27 protein-coding genes and 2 tRNA genes are annotated in these 24,570 nt (G+C 41.7%); 17 read left to right on the forward strand and 12 right to left on the reverse strand.

What is annotated here, in order from left to right:
- Positions 1-28: 28 nt before the first annotated feature.
- Genes lepA through PYW33_RS04810 form a run of 9 tightly spaced genes read left to right on the forward strand, consistent with a single transcriptional unit; the run spans position 29 to position 7,149 of the window.
- Positions 29-1,846 (forward strand): translation elongation factor 4, encoded by a 1,818-nt coding sequence (gene lepA / locus PYW33_RS04770; protein WP_004279065.1) that lies wholly within the window; start codon positions 29-31, stop codon positions 1,844-1,846.
- Between the two features lie 20 nt (positions 1,847-1,866).
- Entirely contained in the window at positions 1,867-2,694 is an 828-nt protein-coding gene (gene lepB, locus PYW33_RS04775) for a signal peptidase I (RefSeq protein WP_004279064.1), read from the forward strand.
- Between the two features lie 23 nt (positions 2,695-2,717).
- Positions 2,718-3,089 carry a DUF4845 domain-containing protein gene (locus tag PYW33_RS04780; protein WP_004645621.1) on the forward strand — a complete coding sequence of 124 codons (372 nt, stop codon included), beginning with the start codon at positions 2,718-2,720 and terminating at the stop codon, positions 3,087-3,089.
- Positions 3,061-3,759, forward strand: coding sequence for a ribonuclease III (gene rnc, locus PYW33_RS04785; RefSeq protein ID WP_004279062.1), 699 nt, complete (start codon positions 3,061-3,063; stop codon positions 3,757-3,759). The genes PYW33_RS04780 and rnc overlap by 29 nt, the downstream gene beginning before the upstream one ends.
- A complete protein-coding gene (gene era, locus PYW33_RS04790) occupies positions 3,759-4,787 on the forward strand; it encodes a GTPase Era (protein WP_004645620.1) in 1,029 nt (342 codons plus the stop codon). Before rnc ends, era begins: the two co-directional genes overlap by 1 nt.
- 36 nt (positions 4,788-4,823) lie before the next feature.
- Positions 4,824-5,021 carry an NF038104 family lipoprotein gene (locus tag PYW33_RS04795; RefSeq protein ID WP_004645619.1) on the forward strand — a complete coding sequence of 66 codons (198 nt, stop codon included), beginning with the start codon at positions 4,824-4,826 and terminating at the stop codon, positions 5,019-5,021.
- A gap of 11 nt (positions 5,022-5,032) precedes the next feature.
- Complete coding sequence (gene recO / locus PYW33_RS04800) at positions 5,033-5,743, forward strand: DNA repair protein RecO (protein WP_004645618.1); 711 nt, start codon at positions 5,033-5,035, stop codon at positions 5,741-5,743.
- 13 nt (positions 5,744-5,756) lie between these two features.
- Positions 5,757-6,482, forward strand: coding sequence for a pyridoxine 5'-phosphate synthase (gene pdxJ / locus PYW33_RS04805; RefSeq protein WP_004645617.1), 726 nt, complete (start codon positions 5,757-5,759; stop codon positions 6,480-6,482).
- Between the two features lie 13 nt (positions 6,483-6,495).
- Complete coding sequence (locus tag PYW33_RS04810) at positions 6,496-7,149, forward strand: MiaE family protein (protein ID WP_004645616.1); 654 nt, start codon at positions 6,496-6,498, stop codon at positions 7,147-7,149.
- 195 nt (positions 7,150-7,344) lie between these two features.
- Here the strand turns inward: PYW33_RS04810 and PYW33_RS04815 are convergent.
- Positions 7,345-7,420 (reverse strand) — tRNA-Asn (locus tag PYW33_RS04815).
- Between the two features lie 236 nt (positions 7,421-7,656).
- Between PYW33_RS04815 and PYW33_RS04820 the strand changes: the two genes are divergently transcribed.
- Positions 7,657-8,112: a hypothetical protein gene (locus tag PYW33_RS04820; protein WP_004645615.1), complete on the forward strand. Its 456-nt coding sequence runs from the start codon at positions 7,657-7,659 to the stop codon at positions 8,110-8,112.
- Between the two features lie 35 nt (positions 8,113-8,147).
- On the opposite strand, the gene PYW33_RS04825 is transcribed toward PYW33_RS04820, so the two are convergent.
- Positions 8,148-8,585 carry a PaaI family thioesterase gene (locus PYW33_RS04825; RefSeq protein ID WP_004645614.1) on the reverse strand — a complete coding sequence of 146 codons (438 nt, stop codon included), beginning with the start codon at positions 8,583-8,585 and terminating at the stop codon, positions 8,148-8,150.
- A gap of 268 nt (positions 8,586-8,853) precedes the next feature.
- Between PYW33_RS04825 and PYW33_RS04830 the strand changes: the two genes are divergently transcribed.
- Both PYW33_RS04830 and PYW33_RS04835 read left to right on the forward strand, forming a co-directional pair.
- A complete protein-coding gene (locus tag PYW33_RS04830; protein WP_004645613.1) occupies positions 8,854-9,645 on the forward strand; it encodes an MATE family efflux transporter in 792 nt (263 codons plus the stop codon).
- A 3-nt stretch (positions 9,646-9,648) separates the two neighbouring features.
- Complete coding sequence (locus PYW33_RS04835; protein ID WP_004645612.1) at positions 9,649-10,200, forward strand: MATE family efflux transporter; 552 nt, start codon at positions 9,649-9,651, stop codon at positions 10,198-10,200.
- 63 nt (positions 10,201-10,263) lie between these two features.
- On the opposite strand, the gene PYW33_RS04840 is transcribed toward PYW33_RS04835, so the two are convergent.
- Positions 10,264-11,499 carry a pyridoxal phosphate-dependent aminotransferase gene (locus PYW33_RS04840; RefSeq protein WP_004645610.1) on the reverse strand — a complete coding sequence of 412 codons (1,236 nt, stop codon included), beginning with the start codon at positions 11,497-11,499 and terminating at the stop codon, positions 10,264-10,266.
- A 254-nt stretch (positions 11,500-11,753) separates the two neighbouring features.
- Positions 11,754-12,581: a type I methionyl aminopeptidase gene (map, locus tag PYW33_RS04845; protein WP_004645609.1), complete on the reverse strand. Its 828-nt coding sequence runs from the start codon at positions 12,579-12,581 to the stop codon at positions 11,754-11,756.
- A 206-nt stretch (positions 12,582-12,787) separates the two neighbouring features.
- On the opposite strand from map, the gene rpsB reads away from it, so the two are divergent.
- The 3 genes from rpsB (at position 12,788) to PYW33_RS04860 (ending at position 15,198) form a co-directional block, all read left to right on the forward strand.
- Positions 12,788-13,534, forward strand: coding sequence for a 30S ribosomal protein S2 (rpsB, locus tag PYW33_RS04850; protein ID WP_004279050.1), 747 nt, complete (start codon positions 12,788-12,790; stop codon positions 13,532-13,534).
- Positions 13,535-13,676: 142 nt separating this feature from the next.
- Positions 13,677-14,552, forward strand: coding sequence for a translation elongation factor Ts (gene tsf / locus PYW33_RS04855; protein ID WP_004645608.1), 876 nt, complete (start codon positions 13,677-13,679; stop codon positions 14,550-14,552).
- Between the two features lie 145 nt (positions 14,553-14,697).
- Positions 14,698-15,198, forward strand: a complete 501-nt coding sequence (locus tag PYW33_RS04860; RefSeq protein ID WP_026055722.1) for a DUF3465 domain-containing protein — start codon at positions 14,698-14,700, stop codon at positions 15,196-15,198.
- Between the two features lie 33 nt (positions 15,199-15,231).
- Here PYW33_RS04860 and PYW33_RS04865 read toward each other — a convergent pair whose 3' ends face one another.
- The 7 genes from PYW33_RS04865 to PYW33_RS04895 all read right to left on the reverse strand — a co-directional run bounded on the left by PYW33_RS04865 (position 15,232) and on the right by PYW33_RS04895 (position 21,331).
- The gene (locus tag PYW33_RS04865) at positions 15,232-15,687 is read right to left on the reverse strand and encodes an Mpo1 family 2-hydroxy fatty acid dioxygenase (protein ID WP_004645605.1); all 456 of its coding nucleotides are present in this window, start codon (positions 15,685-15,687) and stop codon (positions 15,232-15,234) included.
- 241 nt (positions 15,688-15,928) lie between these two features.
- On the reverse strand, positions 15,929-16,543 hold the full coding sequence (locus PYW33_RS04870) for a septal ring lytic transglycosylase RlpA family protein (protein ID WP_004279046.1): 615 nt from the start codon (positions 16,541-16,543) through the stop codon (positions 15,929-15,931).
- 288 nt (positions 16,544-16,831) lie between these two features.
- The gene (gene mltB / locus PYW33_RS04875; RefSeq protein WP_004645604.1) at positions 16,832-17,833 is read right to left on the reverse strand and encodes a lytic murein transglycosylase B; all 1,002 of its coding nucleotides are present in this window, start codon (positions 17,831-17,833) and stop codon (positions 16,832-16,834) included.
- Between the two features lie 304 nt (positions 17,834-18,137).
- A complete protein-coding gene (locus PYW33_RS04880) occupies positions 18,138-18,791 on the reverse strand; it encodes a hypothetical protein (RefSeq protein WP_004645603.1) in 654 nt (217 codons plus the stop codon).
- 19 nt (positions 18,792-18,810) lie between these two features.
- Complete coding sequence (gene queF, locus PYW33_RS04885; RefSeq protein WP_004645602.1) at positions 18,811-19,626, reverse strand: NADPH-dependent 7-cyano-7-deazaguanine reductase QueF; 816 nt, start codon at positions 19,624-19,626, stop codon at positions 18,811-18,813.
- Entirely contained in the window at positions 19,626-20,399 is a 774-nt protein-coding gene (locus tag PYW33_RS04890; protein WP_004279041.1) for an ABC transporter permease, read from the reverse strand. The genes queF and PYW33_RS04890 overlap by 1 nt, the downstream gene beginning before the upstream one ends.
- Complete coding sequence (locus tag PYW33_RS04895) at positions 20,396-21,331, reverse strand: ABC transporter ATP-binding protein (RefSeq protein ID WP_004645601.1); 936 nt, start codon at positions 21,329-21,331, stop codon at positions 20,396-20,398. Before PYW33_RS04895 ends, PYW33_RS04890 begins: the two co-directional genes overlap by 4 nt.
- Before the next feature lie 190 nt (positions 21,332-21,521).
- Here PYW33_RS04895 and PYW33_RS04900 point away from each other — a divergent pair.
- Positions 21,522-21,597 (forward strand) — tRNA-Arg (locus tag PYW33_RS04900).
- A 35-nt stretch (positions 21,598-21,632) separates the two neighbouring features.
- On the opposite strand, the gene PYW33_RS04905 is transcribed toward PYW33_RS04900, so the two are convergent.
- Complete coding sequence (locus PYW33_RS04905) at positions 21,633-23,204, reverse strand: sensor domain-containing diguanylate cyclase (protein WP_004645599.1); 1,572 nt, start codon at positions 23,202-23,204, stop codon at positions 21,633-21,635.
- Between the two features lie 993 nt (positions 23,205-24,197).
- On the opposite strand from PYW33_RS04905, the gene PYW33_RS04910 reads away from it, so the two are divergent.
- Positions 24,198-24,416 carry a hypothetical protein gene (locus PYW33_RS04910; RefSeq protein ID WP_004645598.1) on the forward strand — a complete coding sequence of 73 codons (219 nt, stop codon included), beginning with the start codon at positions 24,198-24,200 and terminating at the stop codon, positions 24,414-24,416.
- Positions 24,417-24,570: the final 154 nt, after the last annotated feature.

Here is a 24,570-nt window from a genome sequence, read left to right on the forward strand (position 1 = left end):
CATAGCGTGTTTTTTCTCAAGGTAACCCATGGCGCAAGCTAAAAAATCTGTTGATATTAAAAACATTCGTAACTTCTCGATTATTGCGCACATTGACCACGGTAAATCGACCCTAGCGGATCGCTTTATTCAAACTTGTGGCGGCTTGCAAGATCGTGAAATGCAGGCTCAAGTCCTTGACTCAATGGAGCTTGAGCGCGAACGTGGGATTACCATTAAAGCCACTTCGGTAACCTTGTACTATACGCATCCCAACGGTCAAGAGTATCAGTTGAACTTTATTGATACACCGGGACACGTCGACTTCTCGTATGAAGTCTCACGCTCCCTTGCTGCCTGTGAAGGTGCCTTGCTGGTTGTAGATGCTGCGCAGGGCGTAGAAGCACAGTCTGTTGCTAACTGCTATACCGCAATTGAACAAGGTCTGGAAGTACTTCCGGTACTGAACAAGATCGACTTGCCGCAAGCTGAACCTGAACGTGTCATTCAGGAAATTGAAGACATTATCGGGATTGAAGCCACAGAAGCGCCGACCTGTTCTGCAAAAACAGGTTTAGGTATTGAAGGTGTGCTTGAAACACTGGTCAATGTAATTCCTGCACCTGAGGGTGATCGCGAAGCGCCATTACAAGCGCTGATTGTGGATTCATGGTTTGATAACTACCTTGGTGTAGTTTCTCTGGTTCGGGTCAAGCAGGGTCGAGTGCGTAAAGGCGACAAGATGTTGATCAAATCAACTGGTCAAACGCATATTATTACTTCTGTAGGTATCTTTAACCCGAAACATACTGAAACCGGTATGCTGGAAGCGGGTGAAGTTGGTTTTGTCATTGCCGGTATCAAAGATATTTTCGGTGCGCCAGTCGGTGATACGATTACCTTGGCAACCACACCTGAAGTGGCAACATTGCCGGGCTTTAAAAAGGTGAAACCACAGGTTTATGCTGGTCTATTCCCGATTGATGCCAGCGATTTTGAACCTTTCCGTGAAGCATTGCACAAGCTGCAAATCAATGACTCGGCTTTGTTCTTTGAACCTGAAAGTTCAGATGCGCTCGGTTTTGGTTTCCGCTGTGGTTTCTTGGGCATGCTGCACATGGAAATCGTACAGGAGCGTCTGGAACGCGAGTATGATCTTGACCTGATTTCTTCTGCGCCAACCGTAATTTATGAAGCGGTGATGAAGAATGGTCAGACGATTTATATCGACAGTCCATCCAAAATGCCGGATGGTTCAACGGTTGAAGATTTACGTGAACCGATTGCTGAGTGTCATATTCTGGTACCGCAAGAATACTTGGGTAACGTCATGACGTTATGTGTTGAGCGCCGTGGTGTGCAAAAAGACATGAAGTTTATGGCGAATCAGGTTTCCATTACCTTTGAGATTCCAATGGCCGAAGTGGTGATGGATTTCTTTGATAAATTGAAGTCTTGTTCGCGTGGTTTTGCATCACTCGACTATAACTTTGTCCGTTTTGAAAGCTCATCTTTAGTCAAAGTAGATGTCTTGATCAATGGGGAAAAAGTCGATGCTTTGGCGATGATCTGTCACCGTAATGATGCACGTCATCGTGGTATTGCACTGGTTGAAAAAATGAAAGACCTGATTCCACGTCAAATGTTTGATGTCGCGATTCAGGCGGCGATTGGTGCGCAAATCATTGCACGTTCGACTGTAAAAGCGATGCGTAAAAACGTATTGGCGAAGTGTTATGGTGGTGACGTGTCACGTAAGAAAAAACTTCTATCTAAACAGAAAGAAGGTAAGAAACGCATGAAACAGGTGGGTAGCGTAGAAATCCCGCAAGAAGCGTTCTTAGCTGTATTAAAAGTCGAACGCTAAAATAATAAGGATATAAGCCCATGGATTTTGATTTTAATTTAATTCTTGTTCCTGCGACCCTGTTTTTTGTCGCAGTGTGGTTGCTAGACAAGTTTGTTTTGAAGCAAAGACAAACCCGAGGCAAAGGCCATGAGAATTTCATTATCACCTGGGCTTATGACTTTTGGCCGGTACTGGCCATCGTGCTGGTACTGCGTTCGTTTTTATATGAACCTTTTAATATTCCATCCGATTCGATGGTGCCGACGCTGGAAACCGGCGATTTTATTCTGGTGAATAAATTTGACTATGGCATCAAACTGCCTATGGTCAATACCAAAATTATTGATACCGGCAGCCCGGAACGTGGTGATGTAGCGGTATTCCGTTATCCACCGCAACCGACCATCAGTTATATCAAGCGTATTGTCGGCTTGCCAGGCGATCATATTGTTTATGATCATGGCCAGTTGAGCATTAATGGTGAAAAAGTGGCGAAAGTTCCAGTAGAATTTAGCCGCGAAAAAGACCGTTTAGATACTCCAAATGCCATTTATCATAAAGAAACCTTGGGTGAGCATACCTTTACCATGCGTGAGCTGGAAGGCGTGAATGTCGCTCGTCAGGCACCTTTTATTAACTATTTGGAAAATGGTAAATATTCAGGTGAAAATGGTTTATATTGGGAAGTGAAAGTGCCAGAAGGTCATTACTTTGCGATGGGGGATAATCGCGATCAGAGTGCTGACAGTCGTTTCTGGGGGCTTGTTCCGGAAGAAAACTTAACAGGTCGTGCCTTCTATATCTGGATGCATAAAGAACCTGGCTTTAAATTGCCATCGTTTGGTCGAAACGGAACAATCGATTAATTGTTTCAATCAGGAAAATAAAAATGAGACATCAACAAGGTGCTTCTTATATTGGGGTTTTAATTGCAATCGTGGGCTTTGCATTTCTTGCAAAAGTGGCGATTGCAGTGTGGGGGCCATACTTCGATGATCGTATGGTAGATGGTGAGATTGAGGCGCTGTTAAAAAGCGCTCCAGCCAATATAACGCCAGAAACATTCCGTCAACAGATGAGTCAGCGTTTAGAAATGAATAATATTCGTGATCTGAAGTTTGACGAAATTGCCAAAGTTACCAATACCGATGGTTTACAGGTGCACAAGAATTATGAAATTCGTAAAAATTTCATAATGAATATCGATTTAGTGATGAAGTTTGAGAAAGAGTTTGATCAAAGCACAGTCAAAGCTAAATGATGAACGTCTTGCCAAACGGATCGGCTATCAGTTTAAACAGGCTGATTTGCTGAAACTGGCATTGACTCATCGTTCAGTCAGTCATAAACACAACTACGAGCGCCTGGAATTTCTGGGCGATTCTCTTTTAGGGATGATCATTGCGAATTATCTTTTTAATGCCTATCCAAGCGAAAATGAAGGCCGGTTGACGCGTATGCGTGCGACCTTGGTTCGTCAGGAAGCATTAGGAAAAATCGCCAATGATTTAAAACTGAGCCAGAATTTAATTCTCAGTACCGGTGAATTGAAATCTGGCGGTCATCATCGTGAGTCTATACTGGCAGATACGGTAGAAGCTATTATTGGTGCAATCTATGTCGACTGCGGTGATCTCACTGTGCTAGAACCGATTGTGTTAAAATGGTACGAGCCATATTTAGATCATATTGAGCCGACAGATCAGCTTAAAGATCCTAAATCTCGCTTACAAGAGTATTTACAAGCACGTAAGAAACCTCTCCCAGTTTACGAGGTTGTAGATATTCAAGGTGATGCACCCAATCAGCATTTTAAAGTGGAATGCCAGATTGCGGGATTGCCGACCATGCAAGGCGAAGGCGCGAGCCGGCGTTTTGCTGAACAAGCCGTTGCGGCGGATATTTTGAAACTTTTGGAGCATAAGTCTTAATGACTACTCATTCCGATCACATTGATGCTGATCACGAGTCGCAAAGCGACAGTCACGACCTTATTAGTCAATTTTTTAGTGCACAAGGCACCGAGATCCCATCGGATTATCGTAGTGGTTTTGTTGCCATTGTAGGTCGCCCGAATGTGGGTAAATCTACCTTAATGAACCATATTCTGGGTCAAAAACTTTCGATTACCTCACGTAAACCACAAACTACACGTCATAAAATCGTGGGGATTGATTCACGTGAAAAATCTCAGGCGGTATTTGTCGATACACCGGGGATGCATAAAAAAGAAGTCCGTGCCATCAATAAAATGATGAACCGTGCGGCACATTCGGCTTTACGCGATGTGAACCTGGTTTTATTCGTAGTGGATGCACAAAAGTGGACGCCAAATGATGACCTGGTTCTGGAAAAGCTGAAAAATGCTGAAATGCCAGTGATTCTGGTGATCAACAAGCTCGATACTTTTGAAAACAAGAACGAAGCTTTGCCGCTGATTCGTGAACGCGAAAAGCTGATGAACTTTGCGGAAATCGTACCGGTATCTGCGCTTCGTGGTGCCAATCTTGAACATTTACGTGACACGATTGCCAAGTATCTTCCGTTCCAGCCACCACTATACTCACTGGATCAACTGACCGATCGTTCAGAGCGTTTCCTGGCGTCTGAAATTATCCGTGAAAAGATCATGCGTCAGCTGGGTGAAGAGCTTCCATACGATTTGACCGTTCAGATCGAATCATTCAAAACTGAAGAGCCGGTCTTGAATGAAAAAACCGGTCGTATGAAAGCTGCCTGTACCTATATTGATGCCACGATTTTTGTCGATCATCCGAGCCAAAAAGCCATTGTGATTGGCGAGAAAGGTGTCAAACTGAAGAAAATCGGTATGGATGCGCGTCTCGACATGGAAAAAATGTTCGAACAGAAAATCATGTTAACCCTTTGGGTGAAAGTCAAAGGCGGCTGGTCTGATGATGAACGTGCATTAAAAAGCTTAGGTTATAGTGATATCTAAGCGATAAGAATATAAGCCCCCTCGAGGAATTCTTTGATGATGAAAGTGTTGGCAGTGGTTGCATGTGTTTTATTTCTGCAAGGCTGTATTCATAAAGTGGTCACGGTTCCTGTCAAGGTGGCTTATAAAACCACAAAAGTCGCAGTCAAAGGCACTGCGGCTGTTGTGGGAGCAGTGATCCCAGATGGGGATGACGAAGAAGATGATAAAAAATCAAAAAAAGATAAGGATTAAAGTGCCCGCTTATGCGTAACGAAGTACTGCATGGTTATCTGATTCATCATCGTAAGTACCGTGAACGCAGTCATATTGTGCATTTATTTACTCAAGAATATGGCAGGGTAGATGGTATTCTCAGGCAAATGCCACCACCGCAATATCAGCCTATTCGTTTGCAGGCTTCGGGTAAATCCGAACTCAAAAATTTTACTAAACTGGAAATTGTTAATCAGCCGATTTTCTTTTTTGGCGATGCCTTTTTTTCGGGTTTTTATCTGAATGAAATCCTGTTGCGCTTATGTCCTTTAGAAGTCGAAATGCCGCAAACTTTTGCCAAATATGCTGAGACTTTGACTGCATTGCAGCAGTTATCCGCACAATCCAATCCAAATTTATATTTAAAACAGATCTTGCGCCAGTTTGAGCATGTTTTGTTGGAAGAACTCGGTTATGGTCTGGATTTTTCGGTAGATGCCAATCAGGCGCAGATTGATCCACTACAGCATTATTATTTTCAGCTCAATGCCGGCTTTATGCCATCGGCCAAAGCCTTACGCTCCACTATGTCTGGTCAACAGATTTTAAGTATGTTGATGCATGAAAATGGTGGGGATTTTAATCCGGAACAGTTACAATTACTGACGAAACTGTATCGACAGGTGATCACGGCCTTGCTTGGTGATCGACCATTAAAGAGTCGACAACTCTGGATTCAAAACTCTCAATCTCAATCGTAGTTAGGAAAAGATTATGGCTGCATTACTTGGTGTCAATATTGACCATGTCGCAACATTAAGACAAGCACGTGGTACGACGTACCCAGACCCAGTCAATGCTGCATTGATCTGCGAACAGGCAGGGGCAGAAGGCATTACCTTGCACTTGCGTGAAGACCGTCGTCACATTCAGGATGACGATGTACGTCGTATGCGTCCTGCGTTAAAAACCCGTATGAACCTTGAGTTGGCGGTAACAGATGAAATGATCGCCTTTGCCAAGGAAATCAAGCCACAGCATGTTTGTTTTGTTCCTGAAAAACGTCAGGAAGTGACCACTGAAGGTGGTCTGGATGTCGTGGGTAATTTTGATGCTGTAAAAGCCGCGACTCAAGAGCTGGAAGCCATTGGTTGTGATGTATCTTTATTTATTGATGCCGATTTTGCACAAATTGATGCAGCAGTTGCTTGTGGTGCACCGACGATTGAGATTCACACAGGCGCCTATGCCGATGCAGAAACTCCAGAAGCGCAACAAGCGGAACTGGAACGCATTGTGAAAGGTGCTGAATATGCTGCATCTAAAGGTTTGGTGGTAAATGCGGGCCATGGCTTAAATTTGGATAACGTGACGCCGATTGCTGCGATTCCACAGATTCATGAGCTCAATATCGGTCATTCTTTAATTGCGGATGCGGTATTTGTTGGTCTGGCACAAGCGGTTCAGCAAATGAAAGCCGTGATTAAGTCAGCGCGTTAAGATTAGAGTAATTATGTCGAATATTAATTATGATGAACTGATGCAGCCGGTGATTGCTTTCCTCGGTTGTGAAACACCGCAAGCATGGCTGGATATGGCGGTCGAAAATCTGGAAATCTTGATGCAGGACCATGCCAACTGTGAAAAAAAAGCGGCCAGCACGGCCATGAACCTGATGTTTCGTTATAGCTATTTTGTTGATCTACAGGTGAAGCTTGCACAGCTGGTACGGGAAGAAATGCTGCATTATGAGCAGGTACTTGAATTGATGAACAAGCGCGGTCAGGCTTGGCAGAACTTGAGTGCAGGGCGTTATGCTAGTGGTTTACGCAAAGAAATCCGGACTTTTGAACCTGAAGCGTTGATTGATGTCTTGGTGATTGGTGCCTTTGTGGAAGCACGTTCCTGTGAGCGTTTCTACGCGCTTGCTTCGCGTGTTGATGATGAATTGGCACGTTACTACCGCTACCTGCTCAAGTCCGAATCTCGCCATTTTGAAGACTATCTGGCTTTGGCGATGGATGTGGCTACCACAGCGAAACTGAAAAATCCGAAAGAGGATATTCAGGAGCGAATCCTGCATATTCGTGAAGTTGAAAAACAGCTAATTCTCACGCCTGATGAAACTTTCCGTTTTCATAGCGGTGTTCCGGCTCAAGCGGCTTAATCTCGGTGACAGCTTAAAAATCCTCCATCTATGGGGGATTTTTTATATCTCGAAATTTTAAAAGAGGGGTATTTATATATCGAGTTTTATGAGGGATTGAAAATAATTATTTATTTTAAATATTTGAAAATAACAAGCCGTCAAATTTTAAGTAATAAAAAAGCCCACTTCATTATGAGTGGGCTTTCTTGAATTTGGCTCTCCAACCTGGGCTCGAACCAGGGACCTGCGGATTAACAGTCCGTCGCTCTACCGACTGAGCTATTGGAGAATCTGAAAGCGATTATAGAGAGATTTTGACAGGGGTCAAGCAAAAATTATCATATTTATTATAAATACAGCCTGTCTGTTTTTAATTTAGGCAATTGCATAAATTTCACGAAAAATACTTGTCAGAATAAATTTCACTTGCTAGATTAAAACCATAAAGTCGTTTGACCAAATGGTCAAACAGTGTGGATTTAAACCTACTTGCCAGCACAAAAATGGCTAAACCGGAGACAGCGAATGAATACGCTCTGCATCCCTCAAATTTTCTCTCAACTCGCTTATTATCAAGAAAACTATCTGCAAATTATTGCTGATCCTGCACAGTATTATATCCCGGTTAAAGACGCTCATATCACGCTATGGCCCTTGGCGCAAAAATCACTTTATTTAGGTGATTTGCTGCAATTATGGTTTGCAGAAAAATGGTTGGTAGAAACTGAACGTCAATTTAACTTTGAAGTTTTCCTGAATGCAGACTATCTGAAAGAGCAAGACAAAGATCTTTATATCTATGCCATTTCTGGGAATCTTTTGACGGGAACCAATCAGTCTAAAGCGTGGCAAGCCTCAATAACACAAACACAAGATGTGGAATTAGCCAATGTTTCCAAGCATTATTTTGAGTTTCAAGGCTTAACTCGACCACGCTTGTCATTTGTTGAAGCGGGGCAGGCGAAAAGCAGTATTATTTAAATGAATTACCTGATGAGTTGTGCAGGCTAGCAATTTCATTCAGTCCGAATAATCATACAGGTCGCAGTGGCATGAGCATACAGGCGACCTTCTTCATCCAGAATCTGACCTTCAGAAATACCTAAATTTTTACTGAGATTAATTGATTTTCCTACGGCTTTCAGTGGCTGATTCTGAGGTATGGGGCGGCACATCTTTACATTCAGATCAATGGTGCCATAACCGACACCTGCTTCAAGTAAAGTATGAATCGCGCAGCCTGTCACGGTATCCAAAACGGTTGCAGCAAAACCACCATGGACGCCGCCAAGCGGATTTAAATGTCGATCATCAGCTTTGACCTTAAATTCTACATTTCCGCTTTCAATCACTGCTGGTTGCATCGACATGGTTTCGCTAATACTTGGGGCCGGGATTTTTTCATCACGCATCGCTTCCAGTAATGCTAAACCGCTCATTTCTTTTGGGTTCATTGTACTTTTCCTGCCATTATTCTTGAGTTGTTGAGGTTTAATTCAAAATTGTGACATCGATAATAGCAATCTGGTATAGGAATGGCGGATTATTTTGTAAGAAGTATATTGCCTGCACCTGAGTAAAATCATTTTTATAAAAAATAAGAAATAGAATAATTTATGGCACGATACTGGTATACATTTCTAATGAAATATCTCAGATCTAAATAATCTGCCAAAAAAAAACGAATCTTATAAAAGAATTAAAAAATCGAGTGATAGGGTGATGAAACAGTTTCTGCATCTTTGGGTGCCTATTTTTCTCAGTAATGCCATTATTATGCTAAGTGGTTTGTTCGACGTGATTTTTCTATCACATTTTTCACCTCAGCATGTGGCTGCATTGGCAGTCTGTTTGTCTGTTTATTCTTTGTGCTTTGTGACGGGTATTGGGGTGTTACAGGGCATGATGCAAGAGTTGGCAGAAGCCAATGGGCGTCAGGATTATGCGGACATCCAACGTATTGTGAAGCAAAGTATTTTGATTGTACTGGTGATTTCTGCTGTTGCGATGTACTTGTTTAATCATGCGACTCCTTTGCTTGATTTTTTAAAGGCAGATGCGGCCTTACAGACATTGATTGTGCCATGTCTGTGGCTGTTGGCTTGGACGATTCCAGCGCATTTATTGTTGCGTATTTTATATATTTTAACCCAAGCCTGTGGGCATGCTAAGCGCGTGTTCTACGCCAATATGATCTATTTACTGCTCAAAGTGGCTTTGGCTTATGTCTTGATTTATGGCATTGAGGGTTATGTTACAAGCTATGGCGTTGAAGGTGCATTCATGGCACATTTGATTGTGCAGTGGGTACTGCTGTTTGTTTACTATTTTTTCTTCCTTGAGCATAAGTTAAAGATCCAGTGGTCTGGTGTTTTCTTTCACTGGCAGACTTTGTTGAAAATTTTAAAAATTGGATTGCCCAATGCGGTGGTGACTTTTGTGGATGTATTTGCCATCAGCGCGATTGCCTTGCTGATCTTGCCTTTGGGTGACATTGTAGTGAATGCACATTAGGTGATGCTTGGTTTATTGGGCCTGATGTTTATGTTGCCGATGTCGATGGCATCCGCCTTCGGTATTTTGGTGTCGACTAAAATCGGTGCGGAGCAGATTGATGCTGCATGGCAACTCAGTAAGCGGGCACTGATGGCTGTGATGCTAATAGCTATCGTTGTCGTGTTGACTATTTGGGGCTTAGATAGTTGGATTGTGGGGTTATTTAGCAATGATGCGCAGGTGATTGCATTAGCCTTGGCATTGATCTTGTTAATGTGTTGGATGCATATCTTTGATGCGCTACTGGTGATTAGTTTGGCAATGCTACGTTGCTGGCGTGAAATTGTCAGACCAATGTTTATTTTTATCAGTACGGTGTTGGTCGTGGGCTTAGGGGGTAGTTGGTATGTGGCGTATCATCCAATGACACTGTTCAATTGGCAAAGCAATGCATTGGGGATTCATGGTTTTTGGTGGATGTTGAGTATTGCGTACACGATTGCAGCAAGTCTATGTTTTGTTTGTTTACTCATTAAATACTTGAGCTATAAGCGAATACGGCTCACTGTTTAATACATGTTGAAGAACATAAAAAAACCCGCGAAATTCGCGGGTTTTTTTATTTAGCAAGCTAGATTATTTTGCAGCTTTTTCAGCTTCGATTGAAGCAATCGCAGCATCAACGCCTTCGATTGAATCAGCCGCTTTCTTGATGCGTGCAAGTGCATCCACCAGTACTTCGTCAGCAGTAGCGTAAGAGATGCGCATGAAACCGCCAAGACCGAATGCATCGCCAGGAACCACTGCAACGCCAGTCTCTTCCAGTAACCATGCAGAGAATTCTGTGCAAGATTTAAGACCTTTGGCACGAATCAACGGTTTGATGTTGGCATATGCATAGAATGCGCCATCAGCAGGCAAGCAAGAAATACCGTGAATGTCATTCAAGCCTTTCACAACTAGGTCATGGCGACGTTTGAATGCTTCAATCATTGGCTCAAGTACATCTTGAGGACCATTCAAGGCAGCTTCAGCAGCAACTTGCGAAATTGAAGTTGGGTTTGAAGTTGACTGAGATTGGATCTTTTTCATTGCACCAATCAGTTTAGCAGGGCCCGCTGCGTAGCCGATACGCCAGCCAGTCATTGCATAGGCTTTAGATACACCGTTTAACACAATCGTGCGGTCATAAAGGTCTGGTGCAACTGTTGCGATGTTGTAGAACTCGTCATCCCAACGGATTGGTTCGTACATATCATCAGATGCGATAAATACTTCTGGGTATTTACGCAGTACGTCAGCCAGCGCTTCAAGCTCAGCTTTAGTGTAGATCATACCTGTAGGGTTAGACGGGCTGTTCAATACTACTAGACGTGTTTTGTCAGTGATTGCAGCTTCTAATTGTTCAGGGGTGATTTTGAAACGTTGTTCTTCACCACATTTCACAATAACAGGAATACCTTCAGCGATGATCACCATGTCCGGGTAGCTTACCCAGAATGGTGCAGGGATGATGACTTCATCACCTTTGTTTAACAAAGCAAGGGCCAAGTTAAAGAATGATTGCTTACCACCACAAGAAACCAGAATCTGGTTTGCTGCATAGTCTAGGTTATTGTCGCGTTTGAATTTAGCAATAATGGCTTTTTTAAGACCTGGCGTACCGTCAACAGCGGTGTATTTGGTGAAACCGTTGTTAATCGCTGCAATTGCTGCATCTTTGATGTGTTGAGGGGTATCAAAATCTGGTTCACCTGCGCCCAAACCAATCACGTTGTGACCTGCAGCTTTTAATTCAGCAGCTTTGTTGGTCACAGCAAGCGTAGGGGACGGTTTGATGGCATTCACACGATCAGAGAGACGTACGTCCACGGCAGTATTCCTTCTTATAGGGATTAAAAAATAAAAAGCACATTATCTTAGCCTAAAATGGTGCAGATAGGGCAAAAGAATTTGGAAAACTTTAAGGAAAAAATGGTGTATTGGCCGAACTTTATCTTGAATTTCGATGTGCTGGAAGCAGGCAAGGGGAGACTTTTTACATCTCGGTCATGCATATTGATGCATGAAATATAAAATAAAAATGGCCACTTTAAAGTGACCATTTTGTGTTGTTGATGTTGTGGTTACGCACTAAAGCGTGACAAATCTTCGTCCGGGCGTGCTGTTAAAATTTCCGCGCCGGTTTTAGTCACCAGAATTGTATGTTCATATTGTGCCGACAATGAGTGATCTTTGGTGACCACTGTCCATTTATCACCGAGTAATTTGGTTTTCCAGTCGCCGCCATTGACCATTGGCTCAATGGTAAAGGTCATGCCTTCTTCAAGCACCATGCCAGTATCTGGTTGACCATAATGCAGCACTTGCGGTTCGTCATGGAAAGTCGTACCAATACCGTGACCACAATATTCACGTACCACGCCAAAACGCTCAGATTCAACATACTGCTGAATGGCATGACCAATATCGCCAATAGTTGAACCCGGTTTTACAGTTTCAATACCCCGGTACATGGCTTCTTGCGCTACCTTACATAGACGGTTGGCAAGGATCGTGGTTTCACCACCCACGATGTACATCATGTTGGTGTCACCATGATAGCCATCTTTAATCACGGTCACATCAATGTTCAGGATGTCGCCTTTTTTCAATTTTTTACTGTCTGATGGAATGCCGTGACACACCACATGGTTCACAGAAGTACAAATGGTATGTTGGAAGGCAGGTCGACCCGGTGCAGCGCCATAGCCTAAGCATGCAGGAATCGCCTGTTGTTGATTGACAATATAGTCATGACAAATCGTATCAAGTTCCAGAGTGGTGACACCCGGAACAATATGCGGTTTGATCATATCCAAAACTTCTGCCGCCAGTCGCCCTGCCACACGCATTTTTTCAATTTCGTCAGAGGTTTTGATGAGTCGACGTGGAGCTTGGTAAGTGTTGTTCATGATCTCTAAAAACTTTTGGAAATTTGTGTGTGACTATGGTATAAATAGCCGCCCATTTTATCAAATGCTTTTTCGTGAATAAATTTCACGGGCTTTGTGCGATGAGGCAAAAAATCCGCACATATATCGACACATTACTCTGGGTGCCCTTTAGGGTGGAGAATGCGGGTATATGGAGGCCTAACCCAAACTTTAAGGTAAAGAAAATGGCAGATTACAACGTAAGCATGCGCGACCTTCTTCAAGCTGGCGCGCACTTTGGTCACCAAACTCGTTTCTGGAATCCAAAGATGCGTGATTACATCTTTGGTGCGCGTAACAAAATTCACATCATCAACCTTGAGCACACTGTTCCTGCGTTAAATGATGCTTTGAACTTTGCTAACAACTTGGCTAGCAAAAAGAACAAAGTTTTGTTCGTTGGTACTAAACGTGCAGCTTCTGCGATCATCCGTGAACAAGCTCAACGCGCTGGTCAACCATATGTAGATCACCGCTGGTTAGGTGGTATGTTGACGAACTGGAAAACACTTCGCCAATCTATCAACCGTTTAAAAGACCTTCAAACTCAATCTCAAGACGGTACTTTCGCTAAGCTGACTAAACGTGAAGCTCTAGAGCGTACTCGTGAGATGGAAAAACTTGAGCGTGGCTTAGGCGGCGTTAAAAACATGGGTGGTTTACCTGACGCATTATTCGTAATCGATGTTGATCACGAAGCGATTGCAATCAAAGAAGCTAAGAACCTTGGTATTCCTGTAATCGGTATCGTTGATACAAACTCTAACCCAGACAACGTAGACTACGTTATCCCGGGTAACGATGATGCGATCCGTGCAGTAACACTTTATGCTTCTGCTATGGCTGATGCGATTCTTGCTGGTAAAGAATATGCTCAATCACAAGCAAATGCACAAGCTAAAGCAGAAGAAGCTCCAGCTTCTGAGGCTTAATGCGTTTGACGCTAGCTTGTCATTTTTGCGACATGTGATGGTGGCAAAGTAAGCGTTATGTATGCAGGCGGCCCATGAGAACTCCTCTGGGCCGTTTCTGTTCTAAAAAGAATTCATTTTCTACCGAATTTAGGAGATAAACATGACTGCAGTTACAGCAAGCATGGTTAAAGAATTGCGCGATCGTACTGGTCTTGCAATGATGGAATGTAAAAAAGCTTTGACAGAAGCGGGCGGCGACGTTGAATTAGCGATCGATAACCTACGTAAATCTGGTCAAGCTAAAGCTGCTAAAAAAGCAGGTAACATTGCTGCTGACGGCGCGATCACAATTGCTCAAGACGGCAACAAAGCACTTCTTCTAGAAGTTAACTGTCAAACTGACTTCGTTGCAAAAGACGAAAACTTTGCTGGTTTCTCTGCGAAAGTTGCTGCTGCTGCACTTGCTGCAAACGTAACTGATCCTGCTCAAATCGCTGAATTGAAACTAGAAGATGGTACGACTGTTGAAGAAGCGCGTATCGCTCTTGTTCAAAAAATCGGTGAAAACATCCAAGTACGTCGTGCGAAAATTGTTGAAGGCGAAAACCTTGCAGTTTACAAACACGGTCTTAAAATCGGTGTTGTTGTTTCTTACACTGGTGATGAAGCTACAGGTAAAGGCTTGGCAATGCACGTTGCTGCGTTCAATCCAGTTGCTGTAAATGCTGAAGGCGTTTCTGCTGAGCTTATCGCGAAAGAGAAAGAAATTGCTGAAGCGAAAGCACTTGAATCTGGCAAGCCAGCAAATATCGTTGAGAAGATGGTTGTAGGTTCTGTTGAGAAATACTTGAATGAAGTTGTGCTTGAGCGTCAAATGTACGTAATCGACAACGACAAGAAAGTTGCAGACGTTCTTAAAGCAACTGGTACTACAGTTGCAAACTTCGTTCGTTTCGAAGTTGGTGAAGGCATTGAGAAAAAAGCAGAAATGAGCTTCGCTGAAGAAGTTGCTGCTGCTCAAGCTGCTGCAAAATAATTCCTTAGGAATTAGAAAAAGCCCTATCTGATTGATGGGGCTTTTTTATGTTGATTTATTCTTCATCAGCAATTCAAGAATAGGATTTGGGTTTGGTGATAGAGCTCAGATCATGTATTCATCATTTAATAAAAAAGTTATAAAAATGCCAAATAAAACCAATCTGAGCATCGGTGCAGTCATTGCACTGTTGATTGCTGCTTATCTGGGCCTGGATCTACAACAATCCCAACCACTTATTCCATCCGCATCTGATACTACAACTGAAACGCTTGATTCAGAGCCTAATTTAGTACCCTCTCAAACGACTGATGATCTGGACCGAATTGCACGGGCGTTTCAACAGCGCCAGAGTGATCTACAAGTGCGTTCAAGCGGGCAGGTGATTGCCGTTTTGCCAGATGATCATGAAGGATCGCGCCATCAAAAGTTTATCCTCGAATTACCAAATGGCCAAACTGTACTGGTTGCACATAATATCGATCTGGCACCGCGTATTCAGAGTATTCAAAAACAGGATCAGGTCGAGTTTTATGGAGAATATGAATACAGTGACAAGGGCGGGGTGATTCACTGGACGCATCATGACCCTGCGCGAAAACATGTCGATGGCTGGTTAAAACATCAAGGAAGAACCTATCAATAAGGTTCTTCTAATTGGATAAATCGAATATGGCGTTTAAACGCTCATAATTGCGCTGTTATGGCGCGATTTCCAGTTCGGTAGGATTTTACCTAAATAGGCATCCATGCACCAAATTGGGCCAATGAGGAGGAATTGGAGGTCTTTGAAGAACGAAGGCTTTTTACCTTCCACTTTGTGCCCATAAAATTGGCCAATCCAGGCTAAGACAAACAGGGCAATAAAGAAACCGGTACCGACTGGCAGAATCCAGATGAGCCAGGCCATGACCAAAGTCAACGTAGCCATCGCTACTGTCAAAACAAGATCTAGGCGTGCATAGAAGATAAAAGCCAAAACCAGTAGCAGGGTAGTCAGCAAAGCGCTGAAATGCGCCAGAATGCCAATAATCGAAAAATAGATGGTCGGTACGCAAACCCAGTGAATTAGCTTGTTGGTTTTATTTTGATGGCTGTCGCTATATTCATCAAACCATTCAGATATTGTTTTCATTCTTCGCTCCATTCCATGAACATGTTTTTGCTTATCTGGAAATATAAAGCAGAATCCGGATATGGTCAAAAGTTAATCATGCAAGCGAGCGAATTTTATCAGGCAGGATGAGCCTACCAAAATTTTCTTGAAAGAACTTTAAGATAGGGCTGAGCATGAGCGTTTATATTCTTCTAGAAAATGAGCACAATAAAAAAGCCACATTGCTGTGGCTTTTGTTAAATGTGTTGCAGGTCAAATCTTAAGAATTTGGACCAGCGACACGTTCAATACTGACTTTTGCAGTACCTGCACTGGTAATACCCAACTGTTTCGCAGCACCGTAAGATAAATCAACAACACGGTTGCCATGGAAAGGACCACGGTCATTTACTTTAACCACAACGCTCTTGCCGTTATTGCGGTTAGTTACGCGAATATAGCAGTTCAATGGCAGGCTACGATGAGCAGCCGTCATTGCGTTCATGTCAAAGGTTTCACCGCTTGCAGTTTTACGGCCGTGGAATTGACGACCATACCAAGACGCTGTACCTGTCTGACTGAATTTACGTACAGTATTAGAAGCCACTGTATTCAGTTTTTCAATCACTGAAGGCTCTTCTGCAGGAAGTTCAATTTTCGCTGCAATGGTTTCACGGCGAACTTTATCGCCAGAACGCTCAGTGATTGAAAGGCTGTTCAAATTTGTGAAATTTGAATTGAAGCTTTGAGCTTCTTTATTGAGTACTCGCGTTGCAAGACGCGAATTGTCATTTTCATTGGTGAATGAAGATGACGGAACCATATCTGCCTGCGATTGCGTCAGCGTGACGATCGTGGCAATGGCCATAAAAGACTTCAAAATTGAAGAATGCATCGAATCAACTCCTAACAGCATATCTATTGGTTGTTCATAAATGGCTGAAAAACCATGTAAACATGCCTGATATTTAACTTATGCAACTACATTTAACGAAATGGATAATATTCATGCCAGCAATACCCTGTCTAGTGTTTAATTAAAATAGTTAAAAAAAGAACGCAAAATAAACAATGATTGATCAAAAAATAATCAATATTGTAACATAATATTAAAATTGCTTAAAATATGCACAAATTAACCCATAAAAATGTTGACTTTCATAATTTGTATTAATTTTTAGTGTTAACGGCTGGTAATTTCGGTACCTAATAACCACAAAGCAGTAGCATACATACGGCTGCGATTATAAGTGGTAATCACTTGAAAATTTGGATAAGTGATATAGTAAATCGAGCCATAATTCTCTTGTAATTGAATTACATTAACCAGATCCAGATCGTCAATTTTTACGATTGGATTCATTGGGCTGATGCCTTGAGTTTTTAACACACCATAGGGGGTAGGTTGAGTCAGATCCTTGGCAATCACGGCATCTGGATTTGAACCGGTATAACGTGCCGGAAAGGCAATTGGCTGATTACGCTGCCAGCCATGCTGTGCCAGATAGTTGGCAATCGAACCAATCGCATCTACCGCTGAGTTACGCAGGTCAATATGACCATTGCCATCGTAGTCCACGCCGAATTTTGGAATGTTGCTCGGCATAAACTGCGGATAGCCAACAGCGCCGGCATACGAACCCACCACAGAAGAGGTGGCAACACCATCTCTATACGACCAGGCAATTAAAGCAGCCAGTTCATCCTGAAAATATTGGGCACGACGTTCATAGCCAAACCCTAAGGTTGCTAGGGCATCACGAGTGACAAAAGAGCCCTTGTTGCTACCAAAACCGGTTTCTACACCTAAAATGCCCAGAATGATCGCCTGTGGTACACCAAACTGTTGTTCAGCACGGTTAAGCGTTTCTGCATATTGCTGTTTAAAACGTACGCCGCGCTGAATGGTAGATTCAGCCAGGAAGTTAGTTTTATACGAATACCAAGGCTTACTTTCACCTGGGCGATTCATGATATTGATAATATTAGGCAAATTACGCGTCCCGCTCATGGCGGAATTTACTTGCTGGGCACTTAGCCCATAGCTCTGCATGGCGTTCTGCTTAAAAGCGGCATAAGAAGGGTGATATTGGAAATCGTTGGCCAGACTCAAACTGCTGAGACCAAATGCGGTAAGTGCGATTGAAAGCTGCTTAAACTTTTTATAAAAATCCGATTTCAACATCTTGCTACGATTTCCAGTTTTTTTGATGAGTTGCTGGCGATGTCATTTGAATCATGCCATGAAAAAGATTGATAAATTTTTTCAATCGTGGGGCTTAAAGTGCCAGATTAAAGATAACATTCGGATGAATAAGAGACCTAGCCGCTTATACAAAAATAGCGATGGATTGGCTATTTTTACGGCAGTCTGTCTTATAGAGCCGCTTATCTGTAACAAGCTATTTCACTGATCATAAAAAAGCCTGACCGAAGTCAGGCTAATTCCTCAAGATTTGTAGAAAATCTTGAAACCATGCTATCCAAAACTATTCTGTATAGAACAAAGTATCGTGATATTCAGCCATGGCACGCAGCTCATCTTTATTCAAATTCAGAATAATTTTATCTGCTGCCATATTGATGGCCTTGATCACTGCAGATGCACCAATATCTGCTGCCTTGCGTTTGATCATGCCAAGATCCAGGGTTTTATTAAAGTCGACCATAAAATGTCGGACTGTCGCTTCACCAAATTGCTTGTACAGGTTACTGAACGCTTGTTTATCGATACTCTGACCGGCTTTAAGTTCCGCATAATGATGTTTTAAATTAGTTACCAGATTGGCATCTAGTGACTCACCAATGCGGAAATGCCCTTCAGGATCTTTAAACAGACTGCGCTCAGAGAATGCAATCGACTCTCTGACTACGTCATTTGGTGCTTTACTCAATAACTGTTTCAGCAAAACTGCAACAGTCGACTTGATATAGCCAGCCAGTTTTTCCGCAGTATCGCGTTTATCACTGGCAGGGAAGCGACGCACCAGCTCGGTGAGAATCGCATCAATAATTTCATCATTAATCATCAATGCGGTTTTATCACGCAATGGGTAAAGCGGCTCACTTGAATTTTTGTTTTTTTGTGCAGTCTGAATTGTATTTAAAAGCTCTGCAGAAGGAATAAACCCAAAAAATGGCATTGTTCAACCTCAATGTTTTTTATTGTCGCGCTAAACGAATAGGGCGAGGCATCCATGTTAAATCCGATACACGGCAAGGGTTGATATCCAATCCACCACGGCGTGTATAGGTTGCGTAGACCATCAGCTTTTCCGGTTTCAGTTGCTGCCAGATATCGGCAAACATCTGCTCCACACATTGTTCGTGGAACCCATTGTGCTGACGGTAGGAAATAATATAAGCTAAAATACTCTTATAACAAGGTTTTTTACCTTGATAACGTATAAAAACTGTTCCCCAGTCCGGCTGGCCAGTGACTGGACAGTTACTTCTGAGTAAATGTGAATACAGTTGGATTTCACCTTCTGCTGCATCATCCGAATCCAAAGCCAATAAACTGGCATCTGGATGATTTTCTAGGCGCTCAGGTGTCAGCTCGTCAATGCAGATGCCTTCCGGCTTGCTGATCTCTAATTCATCGACCTGAAACAATTGCAGTTTAACTTCAGCTTCAGCCGCAGCAGATAAATCTTTTTGGACCGTCGTGATAAAGGCATCTTGAGATTCAAACTTGGCAAAATTCAGGCTATTGAAATACAGTTTTAAGGATTTGGATTCAATCAGATTCGGCGAAGACGCTGGCAAGCTAATGCGGCCAATAGCCACTTGCGGCACACCGGTTGAATTTAACCAGGAAATTTCAAAAACATGCCACCAGTCTGCACCTTGCTGAATCGCTTCGACATGTGCGTATTGTTCACGGGCAGGCGCGCGCGAAATCGGAAACAGAACATCGGGCTGATATTCTGTCGGGTAATTGGTGTCTTTACCAAGGAGAGATTGTTCTACACTCATTATTCACGCATTCCTGAACCACGGGAGAGTAAATGATAGGCCACTGCATACAGCACGGCACAACATAAGGTAATCACTGTCAGTGAAATGGCGACATTGACATCGCTATGTCCTAAAATGCCATAGCGGAAGGCATTGACCATATACACGACAGGATTAATTAAAGATAAATTTTGCCAGAATGGGCTTAAGCTCGAAATAGCATAAAACACACCACCTAAATAGGTCAGTGGTGTTAACACAAAAGTCGGGATGATCGAGATGTCATCGAAAGATTTGGCATAGACGGCATTAATAAAACCACCCAAAGAAAACAGCAAGGAAGTGATCAAGACTGTATATATAGTCACAAACCAGTTAGTAATATATAAGTCAGCAAAAAATAAGCTCACTGCACTGACAATGATTGCAACCAGTATCCCACGAATCACACCACCCAACACATGACCCCATAAAATGGCATGCATCGGTACCGGACTCATGATCAGTTCTTCAATGCTTTTCTGGAATTTTGAGCTGAAGAAACTGGAAGAGACGTTGGCATAGCTATTGGTGATCACGGCCATCATAATCAGACCGGGCACAATGAACTCCATATAACTATAGCCGCCCATTTCTCCAATGCGTGAGCCGACCAGATTACCGAAGATCACGAAGTACAAGCTCATGGTGATTGCAGGTGGCAACAAGGTTTGTGGCCAGATGCGCATAAAGCGACGCACTTCTTTATAGATAATGGTATATAAAGCTACACTGAGTTGATTAATGTTCATTGCGCAGCTCCATCCAGATTTTTCTCGACCATTTTCACAAAAAGTTCTTCCAGACGATTGGATTTATTGCGCATACTGCGTACCTGAATATTCTGTGATTCCAGCAACTGGAACAGATCATTCATGGTATGTGCCTTATCCATGGTAATTTCTAAGGTCATCGGATCGATCAGGTTAAAACGCACGCCGATGATATCCAGATGCAAAGGTTCAATCGGTTCGGCCAGATCAAAAATAAACGATTCTTCATTGAGCTGACTCAGGAAGCTTTTCATGGTGGTGTCTTCTTTAATCACACCGCGATCAATAATCGCAATACGGCGACACAGCATTTCTGCTTCTTCTAGATAATGCGTGGTCAGAATGATAGAGGTGCCTTTTTCATTCATCTCGTTTAAAAATTCCCACATCGAACGACGCAACTCGATATCAACGCCTGCCGTCGGTTCATCCAGAATTAGCAGTTTCGGTTCGTGCATCATGGCGCGCGCAATCATCAGGCGACGTTTCATCCCGCCGGATAACATGCGGGCCTGAGTGGCACGCTTTTCCCATAAACCCAGTTTGGTCAGATAAAGCTCCGCCCGTTCCTGTGCAATTTTTTTAGGAATGCCGTAATAGCCTGCCTGAGTCACCAAAATATCAAAGGTTTTTTCAAACTGGGCAAAGTTGAATTCCTGAGGTACTACACCTAGGCACTGTTTGGCCTGGGAAGGGTGGGTATCCAGATTATGACCAAAAATTTCGACTGTACCGGAGGTTTTTTTTGTTAATGAGCTGATAATACCGATGGTAGTAGATTTTCCTGCGCCATTAGGCCCCAATAGCGCATAAAATTCACCTTCTGGTACATTTAAGTTAATCCCTTTCAATGCCTGAAAGCCATTGCGATAGGTCTTTGACACATCCCTTAAGATCAGTGCATCAGTCATGAATATCTCAAATGGTGAAAAGTTGAGATATTGTGAGTGATCTCGCAAAATAAGCCAAGTGATTCACATGCAATTCTGTGTTGCTGTTTTGGAACATTGTATAAAGCTTAAGCATAAAAATGATGAAGTTAGAGATAGTTGCTTTACCTTATGCTTTTTTTTGTTATGATGTGCGCGATCCAAAAAAGATGCGCTCATAGCTCAACTGGATAGAGTACAGGTCTCCGAAGCCTGTGGCGTGGGTTCGAGTCCCGCTGAGCGCACCATTTATTTAATCTATAAATCTGAAAAATAAATCAAATTAGTAACGCACACAGTTACGGCCATCATCTTTCGCCCGATAAAGATTGTTATCGGCAATTTTCAAAACGTCTAGAATATTTTTAGAACTGTCTGGCCAAGAAGCAATACCAATCGAAATGCTAATGTGACCTATGTCCTGAATCTCTTTACCTGCAATTTCTTTTCTGAACCTTTCTGCGCTTTCATAAACTTCAGTGAGATTGCTGTTCGGTATAATAATGATAAATTCTTCACCACCGTAGCGGCAGCAAATATCATCTTTACGAAATTTTTGCTGCATCGTCTTGGCAATATGCTTTAAGACAACATCACCTTGATCATGACCGTAATTGTCATTAATGTTTTTAAAATGATCAACATCCATCAGAAGCACTGAAAAAGGGATGTTCATTTTCATGTTTTGAGTCATGACATAATTCAAACCACGACGATTCATCAAGCCGGTTAAAGGATCTGTATTAATATGATGATCCATCTTGCTCATTTGTTGTGAAAATTTTCGAACACTCAGCAGTAGGGCTAACTTGAATTTTGTGACCTCATAGTACCAAGGCTGGATATCCTTAATTTTTGAGCCGATTTCTGCCTGATTCAGTAAACTCGCCATATCTGCCAGTTGGTTCAACGGGGCCGAGATAGAATCAGACAGCCGCCATACAATATAAAAAACCAGCAAATAAAATAAAAAGAATCCTGCGGCCAATTTATAAAGGATAGAATTTGCCTGTTTAAGTAAGTCATGGGTAGGTTGCTGGGAAACCACGATCCAGTTTGAAGTCGGAATATGAGAAAAACCTGCCAGATTATCAACGCCCTGGCTGTTGATTAAACGAATTTGACCATTTTTATGCGCATGCATATATTGCAGACCAGTATTATTGCTGGCCCATTGCCCAATTCTTTCACGATCCGGATGAAAAATAATTTTATTTTCATTGTTAATCACATACATATAACTATTCTTATAATTTTTATAAGTGGTTAGAAGCTGATTAATTACATTTTTTTCTTTTAAATAAATCGCTGCACCGATGAAGCCCTGATAGTGATTTGACTTGTCAAAAATAGGTTGAGAAATAAACACGATCATATTTTTTTGTACAGAAAAATAGGGTGAAGATATATAAGTCGATTTTTTATGGAGAGAGTCAATAATCCCTTGAGTATGTTGTATTTTGCTTTTATCAATATGCAAAATATTAGGCGAAAAGTTTATTAGTCTGCCTTGGGTATCACTGATCACGACACTGTTATAGTGTTCAGACTGATATTTTAATTTATTGACCTCGGCTTCTCTAAGTTCATTGTTGTTAAAGTCTTGACCTAATATTTTGGCACTATAGTCCAGTTCAAGAAGCATATTTCTAAAATGGTTGTCTGTACTTAATGCAATTTTATGGGCATGGTCAGCATTTAAGGCAAGAGAATTGTCGATTAACTGATTTTTTACGATCTGATAGCTAATAATGAGAGAAATAATAAAAAGGCTAGACACACTGAAAATAGCTAATAAAAGTATTAACTGCCTTAAATTGAGATCAAGGTGTTTCCTAAAATTATTAGCTGACATAAAAAGTTATATATATCTCGATGTATTTATGAGCATTGTATTGCATTTATATTCAATGTTTAAGGTTGATATAAAATTAAATTTCTATTAAGTAGGAGTTTTTATTTTGATCAAATTTAGAGTTTACAGATCGATTGCATGTAAATAGGGTAGCTTTGAAAAGCTGAGTAAGGTTCTGAATATTTAACTATGCTACAAATAAAAATATGACATTTAACGTTCAGAAAATCTATTCAATAATTTTGATCCGTCCCTCTAAATGATGAAGTACTCAGACAAAAATATGGTTAATTGACCTTAATGAGGAGATTGAATTATCGCCAATTTTTGAAAATAACCTTTTAAAATTAGTCGTATAGATTCTATGACAGCAGTTTCTTTGAATATTGCGTCCTTTTCCGGAAGTATTTTTTCATAAAAAATCATATTCGAGTTTAAATTTTGAAGCGCTTATTAGAGGTTAGGAAAGAAAGTATTGAGCGGGCTATTCAATCGGAAATCGTATACTTAATAAGATATTTTTCTAGAAATCAATGAATTAAATAAAGATGATATAAATACAAAATTCTTCGGATGGCAAGCCATAAATATTCTAATCTGCTTTAAAAAAATGACAATTGAAATCTTGTATAAGTCTTCTTTTAGAAGTGTAAAAGGGTATTGTCGGCTAAAAAAATACTGTTATATTCAACTCATGGTAGGTCGTAAAATCAATAAGACGCTACCGATAAGTTGGACGGATCAATGACAGTTAGTTGAGTTTGATGTTTATCACCAGACAATAAATCTAGCACTAGCCATCCAACACAGAGCTCGCAGAAATGCGAGCTTTTTTAATGTCTGCACAATTCATTAAGTTTAATATTCTTTTTCTTATAATCCATTCAGATAAAAAAGTTTACATTGCCAAATTCGCTAACATCTTGAAGATTAATCGCTTGGCTAATTATGGTATAAAAAACTGCAAATTGGATAATGAGAGAGGAAGGAAAAATGTCAAAGATGATTGATATCAAAGTGAAAGATCAATTTAGCCAAGTGACTGAAGCGAAAGCGATGCTGCGTTCCTTTGCAGAGCACAACATTCATCATGCAGCTGAGTTGGTCAAAAAAATTGAACACATCGTGGTGGATGGTGAAACCATTCTGCCGAGTATTGAGTTGTTGTTTGAAAGCCAACAATCTTCAAATATTTATCGCGTTATCGAATAATTTAATCAGTGAACTTCAGATAGGTAGAAAAAAATTGAACTTATTTATCCGAAATCACCGATTCAGCAGTTAAAAAACTCACCATTTAGGTGAGTTTTTTTATACTTTGGTATTTGCTAGCTTGGATGCTAATGTGTGCAGCTATAATCATAAG

The sequence above is a fragment of the Acinetobacter lwoffii genome (assembly GCF_029024105.1).
Classification (GTDB): domain Bacteria; phylum Pseudomonadota; class Gammaproteobacteria; order Pseudomonadales; family Moraxellaceae; genus Acinetobacter; species Acinetobacter lwoffii.

What these genes read in the sequence shown, in the direction of transcription:
- lepA (WP_004279065.1), top strand. Translation starts at nt 29, where the DNA reads ATGGCGCAAGCTAAAAAATCTGTTGATATTAAAAACATTCGTAACTTC.
- lepB (WP_004279064.1), top strand. Translation starts at nt 1,867, where the DNA reads ATGGATTTTGATTTTAATTTAATTCTTGTTCCTGCGACCCTGTTTTTT.
- PYW33_RS04780 (WP_004645621.1), top strand. Translation starts at nt 2,718, where the DNA reads ATGAGACATCAACAAGGTGCTTCTTATATTGGGGTTTTAATTGCAATC.
- era (WP_004645620.1), top strand. Translation starts at nt 3,759, where the DNA reads ATGACTACTCATTCCGATCACATTGATGCTGATCACGAGTCGCAAAGC.
- PYW33_RS04795 (WP_004645619.1), top strand. Translation starts at nt 4,824, where the DNA reads ATGATGAAAGTGTTGGCAGTGGTTGCATGTGTTTTATTTCTGCAAGGC.
- recO (WP_004645618.1), top strand. Translation starts at nt 5,033, where the DNA reads ATGCGTAACGAAGTACTGCATGGTTATCTGATTCATCATCGTAAGTAC.
- pdxJ (WP_004645617.1), top strand. Translation starts at nt 5,757, where the DNA reads ATGGCTGCATTACTTGGTGTCAATATTGACCATGTCGCAACATTAAGA.
- PYW33_RS04810 (WP_004645616.1), top strand. Translation starts at nt 6,496, where the DNA reads ATGTCGAATATTAATTATGATGAACTGATGCAGCCGGTGATTGCTTTC.
- PYW33_RS04820 (WP_004645615.1), top strand. Translation starts at nt 7,657, where the DNA reads ATGAATACGCTCTGCATCCCTCAAATTTTCTCTCAACTCGCTTATTAT.
- PYW33_RS04825 (WP_004645614.1), bottom strand. Translation starts at nt 8,585, where the DNA reads ATGAACCCAAAAGAAATGAGCGGTTTAGCATTACTGGAAGCGATGCGT.
- PYW33_RS04830 (WP_004645613.1), top strand. Translation starts at nt 8,854, where the DNA reads ATGAAACAGTTTCTGCATCTTTGGGTGCCTATTTTTCTCAGTAATGCC.
- PYW33_RS04835 (WP_004645612.1), top strand. Translation starts at nt 9,649, where the DNA reads ATGCTTGGTTTATTGGGCCTGATGTTTATGTTGCCGATGTCGATGGCA.
- map (WP_004645609.1), bottom strand. Translation starts at nt 12,581, where the DNA reads ATGAACAACACTTACCAAGCTCCACGTCGACTCATCAAAACCTCTGAC.
- rpsB (WP_004279050.1), top strand. Translation starts at nt 12,788, where the DNA reads ATGGCAGATTACAACGTAAGCATGCGCGACCTTCTTCAAGCTGGCGCG.
- tsf (WP_004645608.1), top strand. Translation starts at nt 13,677, where the DNA reads ATGACTGCAGTTACAGCAAGCATGGTTAAAGAATTGCGCGATCGTACT.
- PYW33_RS04860 (WP_026055722.1), top strand. Translation starts at nt 14,698, where the DNA reads ATGCCAAATAAAACCAATCTGAGCATCGGTGCAGTCATTGCACTGTTG.
- PYW33_RS04865 (WP_004645605.1), bottom strand. Translation starts at nt 15,687, where the DNA reads ATGAAAACAATATCTGAATGGTTTGATGAATATAGCGACAGCCATCAA.
- PYW33_RS04870 (WP_004279046.1), bottom strand. Translation starts at nt 16,543, where the DNA reads ATGCATTCTTCAATTTTGAAGTCTTTTATGGCCATTGCCACGATCGTC.
- mltB (WP_004645604.1), bottom strand. Translation starts at nt 17,833, where the DNA reads ATGTTGAAATCGGATTTTTATAAAAAGTTTAAGCAGCTTTCAATCGCA.
- PYW33_RS04880 (WP_004645603.1), bottom strand. Translation starts at nt 18,791, where the DNA reads ATGCCATTTTTTGGGTTTATTCCTTCTGCAGAGCTTTTAAATACAATT.
- queF (WP_004645602.1), bottom strand. Translation starts at nt 19,626, where the DNA reads ATGAGTGTAGAACAATCTCTCCTTGGTAAAGACACCAATTACCCGACA.
- PYW33_RS04890 (WP_004279041.1), bottom strand. Translation starts at nt 20,399, where the DNA reads ATGAACATTAATCAACTCAGTGTAGCTTTATATACCATTATCTATAAA.
- PYW33_RS04895 (WP_004645601.1), bottom strand. Translation starts at nt 21,331, where the DNA reads ATGACTGATGCACTGATCTTAAGGGATGTGTCAAAGACCTATCGCAAT.
- PYW33_RS04905 (WP_004645599.1), bottom strand. Translation starts at nt 23,204, where the DNA reads ATGTCAGCTAATAATTTTAGGAAACACCTTGATCTCAATTTAAGGCAG.
- PYW33_RS04910 (WP_004645598.1), top strand. Translation starts at nt 24,198, where the DNA reads ATGTCAAAGATGATTGATATCAAAGTGAAAGATCAATTTAGCCAAGTG.